This is a genomic window from Rivularia sp. PCC 7116, from assembly GCF_000316665.1.
Lineage (GTDB): Bacteria > Cyanobacteriota > Cyanobacteriia > Cyanobacteriales > Nostocaceae > Rivularia.
Window position 1 is genome coordinate 4,303,931 of record NC_019678.1, and the last position, 16,140, is coordinate 4,320,070.

Consider the following 16,140-nt stretch of genomic DNA (forward strand, 5'->3'; position numbering starts at 1 on the left):
AAAATTTATTTAATATCTAAAAGACAGAAAAAATCTACCTTCTACAATTCAAACCTTAGTATCTATAACCACCTTGGTTTGGCTTATGTACGATGAAGCTAAGAATTTGACATTGCTTAACGTTGTCAAAACCAACTACACGAATGAAGCAGGTAGGAAACTGAGAACGACAACCTTGAACTTCAGCTAATACTTCTTGGGGACTTCTAGCATTGAACAAAGGTAACTTCCACATTGTCCAATACATTTCTGTTGGCTCGGAAGTTTCGTTAAATTCAATTGCAGGAAAATAACCCTGGTCTAAAATATATTGAATTTGACGAGTAATTTGAGCGTCATTTAAAGGTGGTAAGTAAGAAAGGGTTTCGTACCGACGCTCTTTTGGTAAAGTTTGCATTTTTTCTATTAGTTGTTAGTTTTTTTAGTTGTTAGTTTTTTTAGTTGTTAGTTGATAGTTGTTAGAAAATCTACTAACAACTATCCACTATCCACTATCTACTAACCTTCTTAACTCGAAGTCTCATCCGAGCTACTATCTGATTTTTGTGATTCTTCAGTACTGGGGTTAGATAAATCTAATTGCGTAATCCGTTCAAGATGATGACGACGATGTTCCATGTTAGCTTGCATTATTCCAGTGCTAACCATTTCCGGCAAAAATTCAGTCATTTCTTCCGCTAAGTGCTGCCTGACTGTCATTATCCGCAAAGCCAATTCTGGCTTCTCTAGGAATAACTGCTCAATATACTTTTCACCATCTTGGATTCTTTCTTTGGTAGAAAAGCGATGCAGCCAAGCCGCAACATAGGGATTCGTTTCATTAATTTGAGCCGACACCGTCCTAACTGCCTGATATGTCAAGTAGCTTTGCAGCATCTTGGCTGTGTCTTTGGCAATTTGCTTTATATTCATACTTGACCCCAGCCCATAATAGTTATGAGTTATAAGTGTTGAGTTTTAAATTAAGGAGATTTTAAACTTAAAACCCAAAACAAAAAACTCACAACTAATACAATTAGACGGTATCCATTGCCTCGAACTCGAATTTAATTTCTTTCCATAGTTCGCAAGCAGCAGCTAATTCAGGAGACCACTTACAAGCTTCGCGAATAATATCGTTACCTTCACGAGCCAAGCTACGTCCTTCGTTACGTGCTTGAACGCAAGCTTCTAAAGCAACGCGGTTTGCAGTTGCACCAGGAGCGTTACCCCAAGGGTGACCCAAAGTACCACCACCAAACTGGAGTACGGAGTCATCACCGAATATTTCTAATAGTGCGGGCATGTGCCATACGTGGATACCACCGGAAGCAACAGCCATTACTCCGGGCATGGAAGCCCAATCTTGTGTAAAGTAAATACCGCGAGACTTGTCTTGCTCAACGTAGTTTTCACGCAATAGGTCAACAAAACCCATTGTGATACCGCGTTCACCTTCTAATTTACCAACCACAGTACCTGTGTGAATGTGGTCACCACCAGACATTCTCAAGCACTTAGCCAATACGCGGAAGTGAATACCGTGGTTCTTTTGACGGTCAATTACTGCGTGCATTGCTCTGTGGATGTGGAGCAACAAACCGTTGTCGCGACACCAGTGAGCCAAAGTAGTGTTAGCGGTGAAACCTGCGGTCAGGTAGTCATGCATTACGATGGGCATTCCTAACTCTTTTGCATACTCAGCCCGTTGGAGCATTTGCTCGCAAGTCGGAGCGGTTACGTTCAAGTAGTGACCTTTGATTTCGCCGGTTTCTGCTTGTGCTTTGTAGATAGCATCAGCAACGAAAGTAAAACGGTCTCTCCATCTTTGGAAAGGAGCGGAGTTAATGTTTTCGTCATCTTTGGTGAAATCCAAACCACCGCGCAAGCACTCGTATACAGCGCGTCCGTAGTTCTTAGCGGATAAACCTAACTTAGGCTTAATGGTACAACCCAATAGAGGACGACCATACTTGTTCAACTTGTCGCGCTCAACCTGGATACCGTGAGGAGGTCCTTGGAAAGTCTTTAGATAAGCAACAGGTATACGTAAATCTTCCAAACGTAGCGCACGTAGAGCTTTGAAACCAAATACGTTACCTACGATAGAGGTTAAAACGTTGGTTACAGAACCTTCTTCAAATAAATCCAAAGGATAAGCTACGTAACAAATGTACTGATTATCTTCACCGCGAACTGGCTCGATGTCGTAGCAACGACCTTTGTAACGATCTAGGTCGGTAAGCAAGTCAGTCCATACAGTTGTCCAGGTACCTGTAGAAGATTCAGCAGCCACAGCAGCACCAGCTTCTTCTGGAGGTACTCCGGGTTGAGGAGTCATCCGGAAAGCCGCCAAAAGGTCTGTATCCTTAGGAGTGTAGTCGGGGGTGTAATAAGTTAATCTATAATCTTTTACCCCAGCTTCATACCCTGATTTAGACTGAGTTCTCGTTTGAGAGTAAGACATATTTATCCAATCCTAAAAGTCAATCTTTTGCTTACAAATCACGCTACAGAATAGCTATCGCTTGAATAGTTCTTTCCTGCTAAACAGAAAAGAATCTCAATTTATTTCATTAAAACTCGGTCTTTGCTAAAGGATTTTTTCTCAAAACAAAGGAAATATCGAAAAATCTCGATTTATTCGAGTTTCCCTTAATTGCCTATCCCTTTTTCAAACTCCAAGCGAATCAAAAAAATTTTCTTTACCCGTTCCAACATACCAGTCTTAGTTACTAATCGGTATGAACATGATTTTCGAGTTTCGATATAGCAACTAAGGAATCTAAAGCCACAAAACTTTTATTCCTTCAAGCCAACAAAGAAAGCGAAATCAATTCAACTTAACCAGTTGAGATATAGACAAGCGGTAAGCGAAAGCCGAAACTGTGCGCCACGCAATCTGTAGCCTGTTTCACAATATATCAAGAATTTGAATCGTTATTATTTGAATCTTTTTAACTTTTATATTTGAATTTCTTATCACATATTATTTTAAACATTTTATTAAGAAGCCTTTACAGAAGGGTCTTTATAATAGTATGCATTTTTGTAAAAAGGGGATTGGGCTTGGAATTGGGAATAGGGCATTGGGCATTGGGAATAGGGAATTTAAGGTATCGAAGCTGTAAAATGCTCTTCCTTACTCTTGTATGCTTCTAACTAGTAACTGATAACCGCTCGCTGTTAACTGTTAACTGTCAAAAGGGAACACTGTAATTAGTTGTTACCGTAGATATTATTATTGTGGTGTTTTTTAGTCAGCGTAGTAATTTAATAATTTGTTCAATATTGGGTTTAGTAGCACTTTCAGGATTTAGCGATCGCGTGTTGGCGCAGAAACTTCTCCGCGTTAATCCATCGGAAGTAACTCCTTCTTATCCTGTTTCACCACCACCACCGCGCAGAAAACCTTTACCAGTTCAAAGACGACGAATAGAAAATTTAAAGGAAACTGATTTTCGCGTCAAAGCTTTGCAGCCAGATTATACGGGTAATCTCTGGGTTGGTTACGGACGGGGTTTAACCCGGATTAATCCAAATACCGGGGAAATTTTAGCTCGCGTTAATTTACCGAATCGCGCTATCGGTGCGATGGTGCAAGATAAAGTTGGACGCTTGTGGGTTGGTAGTTATGAAGGATTGAAGCGAGTCGATCCCCGCAGTAACGAAATTACAGCCCAGAATTTATTTTTACCTTCCAAAAGAGTATTATCTTTACAAGTTGATAAACGCGGTTATGTTTGGGCTGGTACCGATAGCGGTTTGGCTTTGATTAGTCCTGATGAAGGGTTAATTATGACTACCTTGAAAAAACTTCCCGGTGTCAGCGCTAATGCCATGACAACGGACGCTGAAGGACATCTTTGGGTTGGAACTTTGGATGGTTTGGTGCGAGTTGACACCGCCAAAGCTACTGTGATGAAGCATATTAAAGATTTACCCGGTACAACCGTTCAAACATTAGCAATTGACTCTTTAGGCTTAATTTGGGCAGGTACCCCAAATAACTTACTGGTTATCAACCCAAAAAATGGTTCTATATTACGTTCTGTTACGCGGCTGCGCGGAAAGAATGTAACATCTATAAGTTTTGCTGATGATAAAAGTGTTTGGGTTGGTACAGATAACGGTTTGTTAAGATTAAATCCATATACAGGAGCATTATTAGATGAAGTCGCCGGACTTCCTTCCAGTAGAATTATTTCTATTGCTCCGGATGTTGGTAACAAACTATGGATTGGCACCAGTGAAGGTTTAGCTTGGTTAATGCCGAAAATGGAAAGAGCAAAACCGCACCTTGCTTTTACTCGCGCAGTGCAATGATTAATAGGTAATGGGTAATGGGTAATGGGTAATAAGTTGAAAATTTTACTTCCCAATGCTCAATGCCCAATGCCCGATGCCCCATGTCCAATTCAAAATCGAAATGGCTATTACTATCCAAAAGTTAATTCAATACAAACAGCAGCAGCGTCCGATTGTCGTTTTAACTGCTTGGGATTATTTAATTGCTCAATTGCTGGATGAGTGTGGAGTCGATTTGATTTTGGTTGGTGACTCGATGGCTGTGGCTTTGGGTTATCAAAATACTCTACCGATTTCTTTGGAAGAAATGTTATATCATGCAAAAGCCGTCAGACGCGGGGTGAATCAAGCTTTGATGGTAGTTGATTTACCATTTATGACTTATCAAGAAAGCGTTACACAAGCTATGCATTCGGCGGGTAGGGTATTAAAAGAAACTGGAGCTTCTGCTGTCAAATTAGAAGGCGGATATCCGGAAATGATAGATACTGTGTCTCGTTTGGTACGTGCCGGAATTCCGGTGATGGGACACGTTGGTTTAACTCCACAGTCAGTAAATCAAATTGGTTTGCGTCAGAAGGGTAAAACCCAAGAGTCGCGGAACAGAATTTTACAAGAGGCGATCGCCTTAGAACAAGCGGGTGTTTTTTCTATAGTTTTGGAGCATATCCCCGCAGATTTAGCATTAGAAATTACTCAAAAAATTAGTATCCCTACTATTGGTATTGGTGCTGGTTCTGACTGTGACGGACAAGTTTTAGTCACTTCCGATTTACTCGGACTTTCTGAAAAACAGCCTCCATTCGCCAAAGTTTATACAAATTTACGCCAGACAATTACTCAAGCTGTAGGGGAGTTTAGTCAGGAAGTTAGAGAAGGGAAGTTTTAAAGAGTTAGTTGTTAGTTGTTAGTTGTTGGTGGTTAGGAGGCAAGGAGGCACAGAGTTAATTATTTTTGATTGTTTCCAATTACCTATTACCAATTCGTAAATACTTTTACATCAAGCGAATTTTGCAGTATTTTTCGCTTTCTGAATTTTTAATAAATAGATGAACTGCGGGCGCTATTCATGTTATTGGTGGATTATGTCTACCCTATGAGGAAAAGCCAGATGGTGCCGAGCAAAAATTTCTCATCACGTGCCCTATAAGTCGGCGTATCATTCTCATGGGATATTAAATACTAATTTGTACGCTAATCGCCGTTAGGATGGCATTTTCGCATTCAAGACCGACAATTTCCCCTACAAAAACAAGTAAGCTTTAAAATAAGCAGTTATGTCTAAGGTTCTAGTTTCCGATTCAATTGACCAAGCAGGGATTGACATCCTATCCCAAGTTGCTAGCGTTGATGTCAAGTTAGGTTTAAAACCAGAAGAATTACAGCAAATTATTGGTGAATATGATGCCCTGATGATTCGTTCTGGGACTCGCGTTACTCAAGAAGTTGTTGAAGCAGCCACAAATCTCAAAATTATCGGTCGTGCGGGTGTAGGTGTTGATAATGTAGATGTACCCGCAGCTACGCGGCGAGGAATTGTAGTCGTAAATTCCCCTGAAGGTAATACCATTGCCGCAGCCGAACATGCCTTGGCAATGATGATGGCTTTATCTCGAAATATTGCAGATGCCAACGCTTCGGTGAAACAGGGAGAATGGAACCGCAAAACTTTTGTCGGTGCTGAGGTTTATAAAAAAACTTTAGGTATTGTCGGTTTAGGTAAAATTGGTTCTCATGTTGCCAGCGTTGCTAAAGCAATGGGAATGAAATTACTGGCTTTTGACCCTTTTATTTCTACCGAAAGAGCCGAACAAATGGGCGTTCATTTGGTAGATATGGATTTGCTAATCCAGCAAGCTGATTACGTGACGCTGCACATCCCAAAAACTCCAGAAACTACTCATTTAATTAACGCCGAAATGTTGGCGAAGATGAAACCCAACGCTCGCATTATCAATTGCGCTCGCGGCGGAATCATTGATGAAGAAGCTTTGGCAGCAGCTCTCAAGGAAGGTAAAATCAAAGGCGCAGCTTTGGATGTTTACGAATCCGAACCTTTAGGTGAATCTCCTTTAAAAGCTTTAGGTAAAGAAGTTGTTCTCACGCCGCATTTAGGAGCATCAACTACAGAAGCCCAAGTAAACGTTGCCATTGACGTTGCCGAACAAATCCGTGATGTACTTTTGGGTTTGCCAGCGCGTTCTGCGGTAAACATTCCAGGACTAAATCCCAATGTTTTGGAAGAACTCAAACCCTATATGCAGCTTGCAGAAACATTAGGCAACTTAGTAGGGCAACTTGCTGGTGGTAGAGTTGAATTACTCAACGTCAGCTTGCAAGGAGAACTGGCAACTAACAAGAGCCAACCTTTAGTTATTGCTTCTCTCAAAGGATTGCTTTACCAAGCTTTGCGCGAAAGAGTGAATTATGTAAATGCCAACATTGAAGCCAAAGAAAGAGGAATTCGTGTCATTGAAACGCGGGATGATTCTGTTAAAGATTACGCCGGTTCGCTGCATTTAGAAGCTACGGGTAACTTAGGAACTCATGCTGTCACCGGTGCTTTGTTGGGTGATGGAGAAATTCGGATTACTAACCTTGATAGTTTTCCTATCAACGTACCACCAAATCGGTATATGCTATTTACCGTACACCGCGATATGCCCGGAATTATCGGTAAAATCGGTTCTTTGCTCGGCAGTTTTAACGTTAATATCGCCAGTATGCAGGTAGGACGCAAAATTGTTCGGGGTGATGCGGTAATGGTTATAAGTATAGATGACCCATTGCCAGACGGAATTTTGAAAGAGATTACCAAAGTAGCCGGTATTCGAGATGCATATACGGTAACTTTATAAGCAGTTAGGAGTTAGGAGTCAGGAGTTAAGAGTTAAAAGTTAAAAGTTAAGAGTGAATCGCAATAAATAAGAAAAAAGCTGCGAGTAAAAATTCCGTCTTCCTAATTCCTAATACCTGAATCCTAACTTCGGTACGCACTAACTCCCAATTTTCAACTTACAACTCTTAACTCCTAATTCAGAATTCCGGTGGTACTAACTCCTAACTCATTTAATCGTGGCAAAAACTTGGTGGGAATTACAAATTTTATGTTCTCCAGAAATTGAAGATTCTGTATATTGGCGACTGGAGGAATTCGGCTGTCGGGGAACTGCTAGTCAAAAAAAAGGTAATGTTGTTTCGGTACAAGCTTATTTACCGCAATTTCAAGCACATTTACTGGACTTAGCTGCTCTATCGCTGTGGCTGCGTCAAGATGCACTTTGCTTTGAAACTTCTTTACCTTCCTTACAGTGGAAGTTAATTGATGAAGAAGACTGGTCGAGTAGTTGGAAAAAACACTGGGAACCCCAAGAAATTGGCGATCGCTTTCTAATTAATCCCTCTTGGATACCTGTCCCGGAAAACACAGAAAGGTTAATTATACAGTTAGATCCCGGTTCAGCTTTTGGTACTGGTGCTCATGCAACAACCCAACTTTGTTTAGAATCTTTAGAAATGCGTTTTAGCGGTTTACCAGAATCTTTCGTTAATTCCGCAGAAAAAAAACAAGATGTGGTAATTGCTGATATTGGTTGTGGCTCCGGTATTCTTTCTATCGGAGCTTTATTGCTGGGAGCAGAAAAAGCCTATGCAGTCGATGTTGATTCGTTAGCGGTAAGAGCAACTACAGAAAACCGTGAAATCAACGGCTTTCCTCCAGAACGCTTAATTGTAGGGCAAGGAAGTGTAGAAGCAGTACAGCAAATGCTTACTCAACCAGTAGATGGTATAGTTTGCAATATATTGGCAGAAATTATTATGGAAATCCTTCCTGCCATGAGCGAAATTATTAAACCAACTACCTGGGGTATTTTTAGCGGTATTTTATTAGAACAATCCAACGCTGTCACAGATGTTTTAGAAAAGAATGGCTGGATGGTTGCGACTTTATGGAAGCGCAAAGAATGGTGTTGTTTGAATGTGAGAAGACAATGATCGGCAAGCAGTGAGCAGTTAACAGTTAACAGTAATTTTATTAACTATAAAATTTACAATTATAGACTAGAGTTTAAAGCTTATACAACCTAACTACCATCGGCTGATTGCGCTTTTGCTCAGAAGAAAGACTATTGGCTGAAGGGTTTGGATTTCTGCGGGAAATAATTATTTTATTTTTCAAACCAAGATGACGTAAATAACCGGCTACTTCTTCACCGCGCTGTCTTCCTATTTTGCGACTAAATTCGGATTCGCCAAAATTAGAATAAACTCGGATAGCAACTGTTTGCGAGTCAAATTCTTTAACAATATTTTTTAGCTGATTTAATTTTTCTACACCTTGAGTGGTGATTTTATTAGAATCAAACAAAAATTGAATTTCTGTCTGTACCGGATTTGCAGCTAATTCTTCTGCTGTTTTTAATTTTTTAGGTGTCGCAGTAGGAGTCGGTTTAGGTGTGGCAATACTATTCACTTTTGATTCTGATGTCTTATTTCGATCTACTGCTGATATATCTTTAACATTTTCAGTGTAAGTATATTCAATGTCGGAATCCGAAACAAACCCAATTTGATAAGCCGACCAAATACCAGCGATGCTTAAGCCGAAGGTAATTAATAGAACAGAAATCAATCCAACCGGACTTTCACGCTTACTCATAAGATATCTAAAGCGGCATATCATCCGACTATTTTATACTTAACCTTTTTTTACAATAGATATCAGTATTTTTCAGTAAACAGCATTACTTGTTGTTTATAAAATATTAATTGTATTTTCTGGTGGAGAAAGGTTTTCCCATATTTTCAGCCGGTTTCATCTCGCGGAAAGAAACAACTTGATATCGATAATTAACGGTACAAATTATTGTTTGCAAGAATTGCCTTCAGATTGAACCTCGGCAGAGCCTCACTCAAATGCGTTACCAGGCTCAACCTGGTAACGAGGAAGACTAAGAAGAGAGAATATCTTACATAAATGTTTGTAAATGCTGAACTAATTGCGGTGCTTGCATTACACCTTCAATTTTATCTACCGGCTTCCCTTGCTTGAACAGTACCAAAGTAGGGAGAGCGTAGATTTCATATTGACTTGCTAGCGCCGGATATTTTTCTGTATCAATTTTAACGATTCTTATTTTTCCTTGGAGTTGCGAATTCACTTTATCTAAAATTGGTGCCATCATCTGACAAGGGCCGCACCAGTCAGCGTAAAAATCAACTAGTACTGGTACATCAGAACCAGATAACATCTCTTCAAAGCTATTGAATTCCTTTTTGGTAGCCATATAACGAAGTCCGTTTTTTTCCAATCATTTTTATATTAGTGCCTACGACAAAATAGTCGTAAATCCCAGGTACGAATCAGCCTATTATATTTAGCGGGGTTGAATGATGAAATTATATTGAGGAAGTTTCATGGAACTAATGCCTGAAAATTTGCAGAGCTTACGCGAACAAGTTGCTGTTGTTACTGGTGCTTCGCGAGGAATTGGACGAGCAATCGCTCAAGAATTAGCAAAATTAGGAGCAAGTGTAGTAGTTAACTATGCTAGCTCCAGCAAGGCGGCGGATGAACTCGTAGCTGAAATTACCGCAGCCGGAGGAAGTGCGATCGCGCTGCAAGCGGACGTTTCCTCATCGGAAGAAGTAGACAAGTTGATTAATACTGTTTTAGAAAAATTTAAGAAAATCGATATTTTGGTTAACAACGCTGGAATTACTCGCGATACTTTACTCTTACGCATGAAGCCAGAAGATTGGCAAGCTGTAATAAATCTTAATTTAACCGGCGTATTTTTATGTACTCGTGCTGTCAGTAAAGGTATGTTGAAAAAACGTTCTGGAAGGATTATAAATATTGCTTCAGTTGCCGGACAAATGGGCAATCCCGGACAAGCTAACTACAGTGCAGCAAAAGCGGGAGTTATCGGTTTAACTAAAACTCTAGCTAAAGAATTTGCTTCTCGCGGTATAACGGTTAATGCAGTTTCACCAGGTTTTATCGAAACTGACATGACAAGCGAACTAAAATCAGAAGAAATTCTTAAAGCGATTCCTTTAGGACGTTACGGCAAGCCAGAAGAAATTGCTGGGATGGTACGTTTTCTTGCCGCAGATACAGCCGCAGCATATATTACCGGACAAGTTTTCAATGTAGATGGCGGAATGGTGATGGCTTAAATCAGTTGTTCTCCTGAAGGTTGTGGATCGTCAGTTATCAGTTATCAGTTATCAGTCAGCATTTGTCATTAAATTAGGAATGGCCGCAACTGGAACATTTTGCTTGTAGGGTGCTAGTACACTGATTGATTCTAACGCAATAATAAGGTTTTCCTGTCACGCACCAACCAAAGCCTGATGACAATTGCGGCCATTACTGTAAATGATTGATTAAATCTAAGGTTATGGCTGAAAAACACGGGATAATTAGAGAAAATAACTTTCATTCATTAGATTGCGGTCAATAATCTCTAGATTTAACTGATAACTGATAACTGATAACTACTAACTGTTCGCTGACTTTCGGCTAAAATAAACGATTAAAGTCATTAATAAACCGATTCCAGTTAAATATTTAATTGGGTTAGGAATGTTTGGGTTAGGGGACATAAATCCTTCAATTAAACCAGCAATAACTAACATTGGCACAATCCCAAAGACCAATTTAATAGCTTGGGAGCCATAAAATTTCATAGCATCTAGATGGCAATATTTTCCAGGAAATAATATTGCTTTGCTAATTAATAATCCTGCACTTCCAGCAAGAATGATCGCAGGTAATTCTAAGGAACCATGTGGAAAAATAAACGCCCAAAAAGGATAAGCTAAATTATTTTGACTTACCAGATTTGCGACTGCGCCAATAAGTAGACCATTAAATACTATTACATAAACTGTGAATGCCCCGGCAGTAATTCCACCGGCAATGGCACTAAAACAAACTTTCAGATTATGATTAATTGTAATTCCAGAACATATCAAAGGTTCAACACCTACAATTGAATCCATCCATAATTCACCATCCTCACGAACTTTGGAAACTATTCTTGATGGTAATATTAGTGAGATAAAGTTAGGGTCTTGCCAAATATACAACCAAGCGACTAATATACCTAAGATAAATAAAGCAGTAGTCACCACAATATAAGGAAAAGTTTGTTGTACTGTTGCAGGTAATCCCCAGCTATAAAATTTTAAAGCTCTCAAATATTTTTGCCTTCGCCAACCTCGATCAACTTGTTTACAGGCACGAGTTTTCAAAGCTTGTAAATTTTGTATCAAATGATGATTTAAATTTTGGGTGCGAGCGGATGTTAAATCTCCGACTACTAAATGGTATAGACTTGATAATTCTTTGACTTCTTTTCTTCTGAGGGAATTGAAACCTTTTTTTTCGATTTGATTCAACAAGGAGTCCAAGCGTTGCCAATTTGGTTCTCGTCTTGCAATCCAGCGTTGAATATCCATATCCCGAATTAGTGATTTATTCCAATTTGTATTTGGGCGAAGCACTATACATTGAGTATGTTTATTTCTAGATTATCTTTCGGAGAACTAATCAATCAACTATGCGGTACTAAATCACATAAAACGCTACGCTAACTTGCCTTGATTCTACAAAATTAGAGTTACACAAACAAAGCCCACCCTAAGGTGAGCTAAATTCCCACTATTTTTAAAGGAAAGATTAATGTCATAAAGCTTTGGTTGGTGCGTGACAGGAAAACCTTATTACTGCCTTAGAATCAATCAGTGTACTAGCACCCTACAAGAAAAATGTGCCAGTTGCAGCCATTCCTAAAAGTAAAAGTAACTGATAACTGCATTTTTATCCCCCCTAACCTAAAAAGGGGGGAAACCGAATAGGTGTATACCTTAGCCGATGTTTTGAAAAGGGGTTTTCATAAAACGGGTAATGGTAAAATATATAACTTTATTCAGCCGAAATTAGCTATACTACCTTCTTAACCCTTCATGGCAATTTTCTAATTATCAAAAATCAAAACCGGCGATTCTGGTTCTCGATAATACTGCGTCATGTCATCAAATTTACGAAGTTCGGCACGATGCACCGTTAACGTAGGTAAATTCTCAACCCATTTTTGATTTAGCTCCGAGAGCATGTTGGCAAAATTAGCGCGATTTAAATCTTCCCGAATCTCTCCAAAATAGCCTAAAGTTATGTGCGCCGTGAAATTGTACTGTTGCTCAATTCCCAATGCCATCAGCTTGGGATTTTGATAAACTGCCCGACGCAAGCTAACAATTTGCTCGTAACTTTCTTGAGAAGAGGGAACCAAACAAACCGCTATAGCCCTTGGCATAAGCATTAATCCCAACATTTGCCATTTAGGAGGATTCTTTGGAGCCGCACCATTTTGATATTGTTGAAAAATATCGTTAAAACATGACTGTAGTTGTGTTTCAAAATCAGGATTGCTTGCCTTCGCATCGCGATAGGCACTGTCCCAAATTAAGTCCGCTATAGTCAAGTGAAAGCTATCGTGCGGTACCGGTATAATCAAATCGGAACCCATGGGTAATTTTAAAAGTTCCTCTTGATAATCCTGCATTTTTGAGTAAAAAGCAGAATTTTGTGAATTGTCTTCTCCGCTAGGCGGTGTTATTAATGTATAGCCAGGAAAAGACACAGCTTTTCTTTTTTTTTCTGGGTGTGATGCAAATTTAGCAGATTCCTTCAAATGTTGGATTTGAGATATATAAGCGGAAAGTAACGTCATGGGCGCTACCCGATTTATATAAGTTTGATAATTATCGTCCAACTTTCATATTCTCCCGCACTCATTGCATAAATTGTAGGCAAAATCGCTCAATTTAACCAAAGTAACCAAAGTTTGGATAAGTTAGGAATTATTCATTGGGTAAAAGTAAAAGGTAAAACTTTCATATGCTTTCATATAATAAATCGATAACTTTCACCCTTGCGAGAAGCTAATTCGTATTTTTTACTTCCTATACCTTAATCATGCCAATTTACATCTACTGGGGCGAAGATGATTTTGCTATGGAAAAAGCGATCGCCGATTTACGCAACGAAGTTCTCGACGAGAATTGGGCATCGTTTAACTACACAACTTTCCCCCCCGATTATCCTAATGCTGTAATTGAAGCATTGAATCAAGCAATGACACCACCTTTCGGGGCTGGTGGGCGCTTGGTATGGCTGATGAATACTAATATCACTCAGCAATCCGATAGCAATGTCTTATCTGAGTTACAGCGTACTTTAGACGTAATTCCCGATAATTCCCATTTATTAATCACTAGCAGCAACAAACCGGATGAAAGACTCAAATCTACAAAACAGTTAAAAAAATTTGCTAAATTTCAGGAGTTTGGATTGATATCACCCTGGAAAACTGACTTGCTCGTAAAATCTGTCAATGATGCGGCAAAATCTTTAGGAATTAAATTAGCCCCTAACTGTGCGGAATTTTTGGTAGAAGCCATAGGTAACGATACTCGTCTGCTTTACAACGAATTAAGTAAATTGCAGCTTTACCTATTAGATAGCAATCAACCATTAAATGTTGAGACTGCTGCTCAATTAATCCAAAACTCTACTCAAAGTAGCCTACAATTAGCTGGTGCTATTAGAATCGGAGACACGGCAAAAGCTTTGAATTTAGTAGCAGATTTAATAAATGCAGCCGAACCTTCCTTACGGATAGTAGCCACTCTTATCGGTCAATTTCGTACTTGGCTGTGGGTTAGAATTATGATGGAAACAGGCGAACGTTCTCCCCAAGCAATAGCTCAAGCAGCTGAAGTTCGCAATCATTATCGTATTAAATATTTACAACAAGAAGTTCAGCTTCTTTCGGTACAACAATTAATTTCTTGTATGCCTATACTACTTGAATTAGAAGTTAATCTAAAACAAGGAGCGGCTCAAACTCTAACACTCCAAACTAAAGTTATAGAACTATGTCAAATATGCCAAAAAAGACGACAATGAATATATTTGTTTAATTTATTCGATTATTCAAGGGAACAACTACTCCTTGAAACAATTCAAAGTGATTAACATCTTCTTACTGTAATTAATTATCACACAGCATATGAAGAGAATTACTCATTCTTCCAAGGGAACTAATATTGCTCGAATGCTTTATAAGTCTTTTTTCGTAGGTACTTTAGCTGCTCTTAGTTTTGCTGCTGGCAGTATAGTTTCGAGTGCAAAAGCTGATGCTCAAACCCCTTCATCAGTTAACAATAATGATATAGAGAAATATTCTAGAGCTTTATTAACAATAGAGCAAAGCAGGCTTCAAGCATTTGAAGAACTAAAAAAAATCTCTGGTCAAGTTCCTAGCATAACCTGCAATAAACCTAAAACTATAGCTGCTCTGCCTACACGCAAAGCAAGGGATATTGCTAATAAATACTGTCAGCGCTCTCAGACAATTGTTAAAGATAGCGGATTGAGCATTCAACATTTTAACGATATTACACTGAAGCTACAAAATGATGACAGCTTAAAAAAGCAGATTCATAATGCATTAATCCGTTTACAGAAAAAGCCTAATTCTCGATAGATAAAACTTAAGCAAAAATTTAGATTTATCGAATGAAAGATTGTTCCCCCCGGATGAGCCGGGGGAATGGAATAATTTTTTAATTTGATTTATAAAATATTAAGTGTTTATTAAGTAATGGTTGGATGAATCTTCACTTGATTGAATTTTTTACAACTTGACTTTTGACACTGGCTTAACGTTAGCTTGTCGTAGTTTTAGCAGCTACTATAAGCTGGCAGTTAATGATTAATAAAAAATCTTTATAAATTTGGCGGATTGTATTTGAGTCGTATCCACAGTACTCGAATCCACTTTTATCAGTAACTAGGGGCAAAGCCTGCAAATAGTGGAAACCCCTCTGCTTGAGAAGAAGAGGGGAAGGGGTGAGGTAAAGACGGTATTCCACTTGAGTTAAAAGTTGATATCTAGATCCAGCAACGCCGTTTGAGTTTTAAATATTAAGCCGGATAAAATCTTTGCTGTTTTGCCCGAATATTTTTAATATGCTTTTTGACTGTATTTACAGTAATAAAAAGACTTTGGGCAATTTGTTTATAGCTTGACGTAACCCGATAGAGACTCCATATTTCCGCTTCACGCTGGGTTAAGTGGTATTGATAAGCTTCGGACAAAGCTACATTTTTCAAAGACTCGTAGCGATTCTCGATTGTTACCAGTAGTAATGATTGCTCTGCTAATTCTAGATTAAACCGTCTTACCCTTAAACGAAAAACCAGTGATTGATTGATAATTATTTCTTCCGAAAATGTTGTTAAATTTTGATGGCAAAGCTGATTTTGTATCAATGTATTGCAAGCATTCCAAATCACTGATGGCACAGAATTAATATTCAAATTTGATTTATCTATTTGACTGCAAATATTTTCAGCGCTAGCATTTCTATGAACTAATTCACCTGTTTCAGTTAAGATTAAAATACCATCTTCTAAGTTGTCTACTATTTCTTGTAAAAAATATATTTGGTCTTGAAACTGCAGTTCTGTTTCAGTTTTTGAAAGTTGAGAAATATTCATATACTTGTACTTGATATATTTAAAATTGACAGACAATATTTGTGATGACTGCAAGTTTAAACGTCACCTACAAATATGTATAAATGAGTTTTGATAGCTAAAATTAGCCTTCTAGAGCATGATAATTTTTTATACAGCTTGACAGTAATATATTTCGGATTTTGATTTAGGGCTGATGTAGGAGGGTTTTGAGTCTGTGAAACCCATATTTCCCTTCGCCGTTGCGTAAGTCATAAAATTAATAAACCCGATTTAAAAAAATCGGGTTTATGTAA

General features: G+C 38.7%; 15 protein-coding genes. 7 read left to right on the forward strand and 8 right to left on the reverse strand.

From position 1 onward, the window contains the following. Window positions 1–55: 55 nt before the first annotated feature. The 3 genes from RIV7116_RS16760 to RIV7116_RS16770 all read right to left on the reverse strand — a co-directional run bounded on the left by RIV7116_RS16760 (window position 56) and on the right by RIV7116_RS16770 (window position 2,446). Window positions 56–397 (reverse strand): ribulose bisphosphate carboxylase small subunit, encoded by a 342-nt coding sequence (locus RIV7116_RS16760; protein WP_015119487.1) that lies wholly within the window; start codon window positions 395–397, stop codon window positions 56–58. Window positions 398–507: 110 nt separating this feature from the next. Next, window positions 508–912 carry a chaperonin family protein RbcX gene (locus RIV7116_RS16765; protein ID WP_015119488.1) on the reverse strand — a complete coding sequence of 135 codons (405 nt, stop codon included), beginning with the start codon at window positions 910–912 and terminating at the stop codon, window positions 508–510. A gap of 103 nt (window positions 913–1,015) precedes the next feature. After that, window positions 1,016–2,446 (reverse strand): form I ribulose bisphosphate carboxylase large subunit, encoded by a 1,431-nt coding sequence (locus tag RIV7116_RS16770; protein WP_015119489.1) that lies wholly within the window; start codon window positions 2,444–2,446, stop codon window positions 1,016–1,018. Window positions 2,447–3,225: 779 nt separating this feature from the next. Between RIV7116_RS16770 and RIV7116_RS16775 the strand changes: the two genes are divergently transcribed. The 4 genes from RIV7116_RS16775 (at window position 3,226) to prmA (ending at window position 8,283) form a co-directional block, all read left to right on the forward strand. After that, the gene (locus RIV7116_RS16775) at window positions 3,226–4,305 is read left to right on the forward strand and encodes a two-component regulator propeller domain-containing protein (protein WP_015119490.1); all 1,080 of its coding nucleotides are present in this window, start codon (window positions 3,226–3,228) and stop codon (window positions 4,303–4,305) included. A 103-nt stretch (window positions 4,306–4,408) separates the two neighbouring features. Beyond that, window positions 4,409–5,176 carry a 3-methyl-2-oxobutanoate hydroxymethyltransferase gene (gene panB / locus RIV7116_RS16780; protein WP_044291944.1) on the forward strand — a complete coding sequence of 256 codons (768 nt, stop codon included), beginning with the start codon at window positions 4,409–4,411 and terminating at the stop codon, window positions 5,174–5,176. A 388-nt stretch (window positions 5,177–5,564) separates the two neighbouring features. Further along, window positions 5,565–7,145 carry a phosphoglycerate dehydrogenase gene (gene serA / locus RIV7116_RS16785; protein WP_015119492.1) on the forward strand — a complete coding sequence of 527 codons (1,581 nt, stop codon included), beginning with the start codon at window positions 5,565–5,567 and terminating at the stop codon, window positions 7,143–7,145. Between the two features lie 217 nt (window positions 7,146–7,362). Further along, the gene (gene prmA, locus RIV7116_RS16790; protein WP_015119493.1) at window positions 7,363–8,283 is read left to right on the forward strand and encodes a 50S ribosomal protein L11 methyltransferase; all 921 of its coding nucleotides are present in this window, start codon (window positions 7,363–7,365) and stop codon (window positions 8,281–8,283) included. Between the two features lie 73 nt (window positions 8,284–8,356). Here the strand turns inward: prmA and RIV7116_RS16795 are convergent, their stop codons facing one another. Then, window positions 8,357–8,947, reverse strand: coding sequence for a hypothetical protein (locus RIV7116_RS16795; protein ID WP_015119494.1), 591 nt, complete (start codon window positions 8,945–8,947; stop codon window positions 8,357–8,359). Between the two features lie 310 nt (window positions 8,948–9,257). Further along, window positions 9,258–9,575 (reverse strand): thioredoxin, encoded by a 318-nt coding sequence (gene trxA, locus RIV7116_RS16800; protein ID WP_015119495.1) that lies wholly within the window; start codon window positions 9,573–9,575, stop codon window positions 9,258–9,260. A 130-nt stretch (window positions 9,576–9,705) separates the two neighbouring features. Between trxA and fabG the strand changes: the two genes are divergently transcribed. Further along, entirely contained in the window at window positions 9,706–10,470 is a 765-nt protein-coding gene (gene fabG / locus RIV7116_RS16805; protein ID WP_015119496.1) for a 3-oxoacyl-[acyl-carrier-protein] reductase, read from the forward strand. A gap of 324 nt (window positions 10,471–10,794) precedes the next feature. On the opposite strand, the gene RIV7116_RS16810 is transcribed toward fabG, so the two are convergent. Beyond that, window positions 10,795–11,757 (reverse strand): stage II sporulation protein M, encoded by a 963-nt coding sequence (locus RIV7116_RS16810; protein WP_015119497.1) that lies wholly within the window; start codon window positions 11,755–11,757, stop codon window positions 10,795–10,797. Window positions 11,758–12,275: 518 nt separating this feature from the next. Further along, window positions 12,276–13,031 carry a DUF1868 domain-containing protein gene (locus tag RIV7116_RS16815; RefSeq protein WP_015119498.1) on the reverse strand — a complete coding sequence of 252 codons (756 nt, stop codon included), beginning with the start codon at window positions 13,029–13,031 and terminating at the stop codon, window positions 12,276–12,278. A gap of 245 nt (window positions 13,032–13,276) precedes the next feature. Between RIV7116_RS16815 and holA the strand changes: the two genes are divergently transcribed. Beyond that, window positions 13,277–14,269: a DNA polymerase III subunit delta gene (gene holA / locus RIV7116_RS16820; RefSeq protein ID WP_015119499.1), complete on the forward strand. Its 993-nt coding sequence runs from the start codon at window positions 13,277–13,279 to the stop codon at window positions 14,267–14,269. A 103-nt stretch (window positions 14,270–14,372) separates the two neighbouring features. Next, on the forward strand, window positions 14,373–14,849 hold the full coding sequence (locus RIV7116_RS16825; RefSeq protein ID WP_015119500.1) for a DUF4168 domain-containing protein: 477 nt from the start codon (window positions 14,373–14,375) through the stop codon (window positions 14,847–14,849). A 440-nt stretch (window positions 14,850–15,289) separates the two neighbouring features. Here the strand turns inward: RIV7116_RS16825 and RIV7116_RS16830 are convergent, their stop codons facing one another. Continuing rightward, window positions 15,290–15,865: a LuxR C-terminal-related transcriptional regulator gene (locus RIV7116_RS16830; protein WP_015119501.1), complete on the reverse strand. Its 576-nt coding sequence runs from the start codon at window positions 15,863–15,865 to the stop codon at window positions 15,290–15,292. Window positions 15,866–16,140 lie beyond the last annotated feature (275 nt).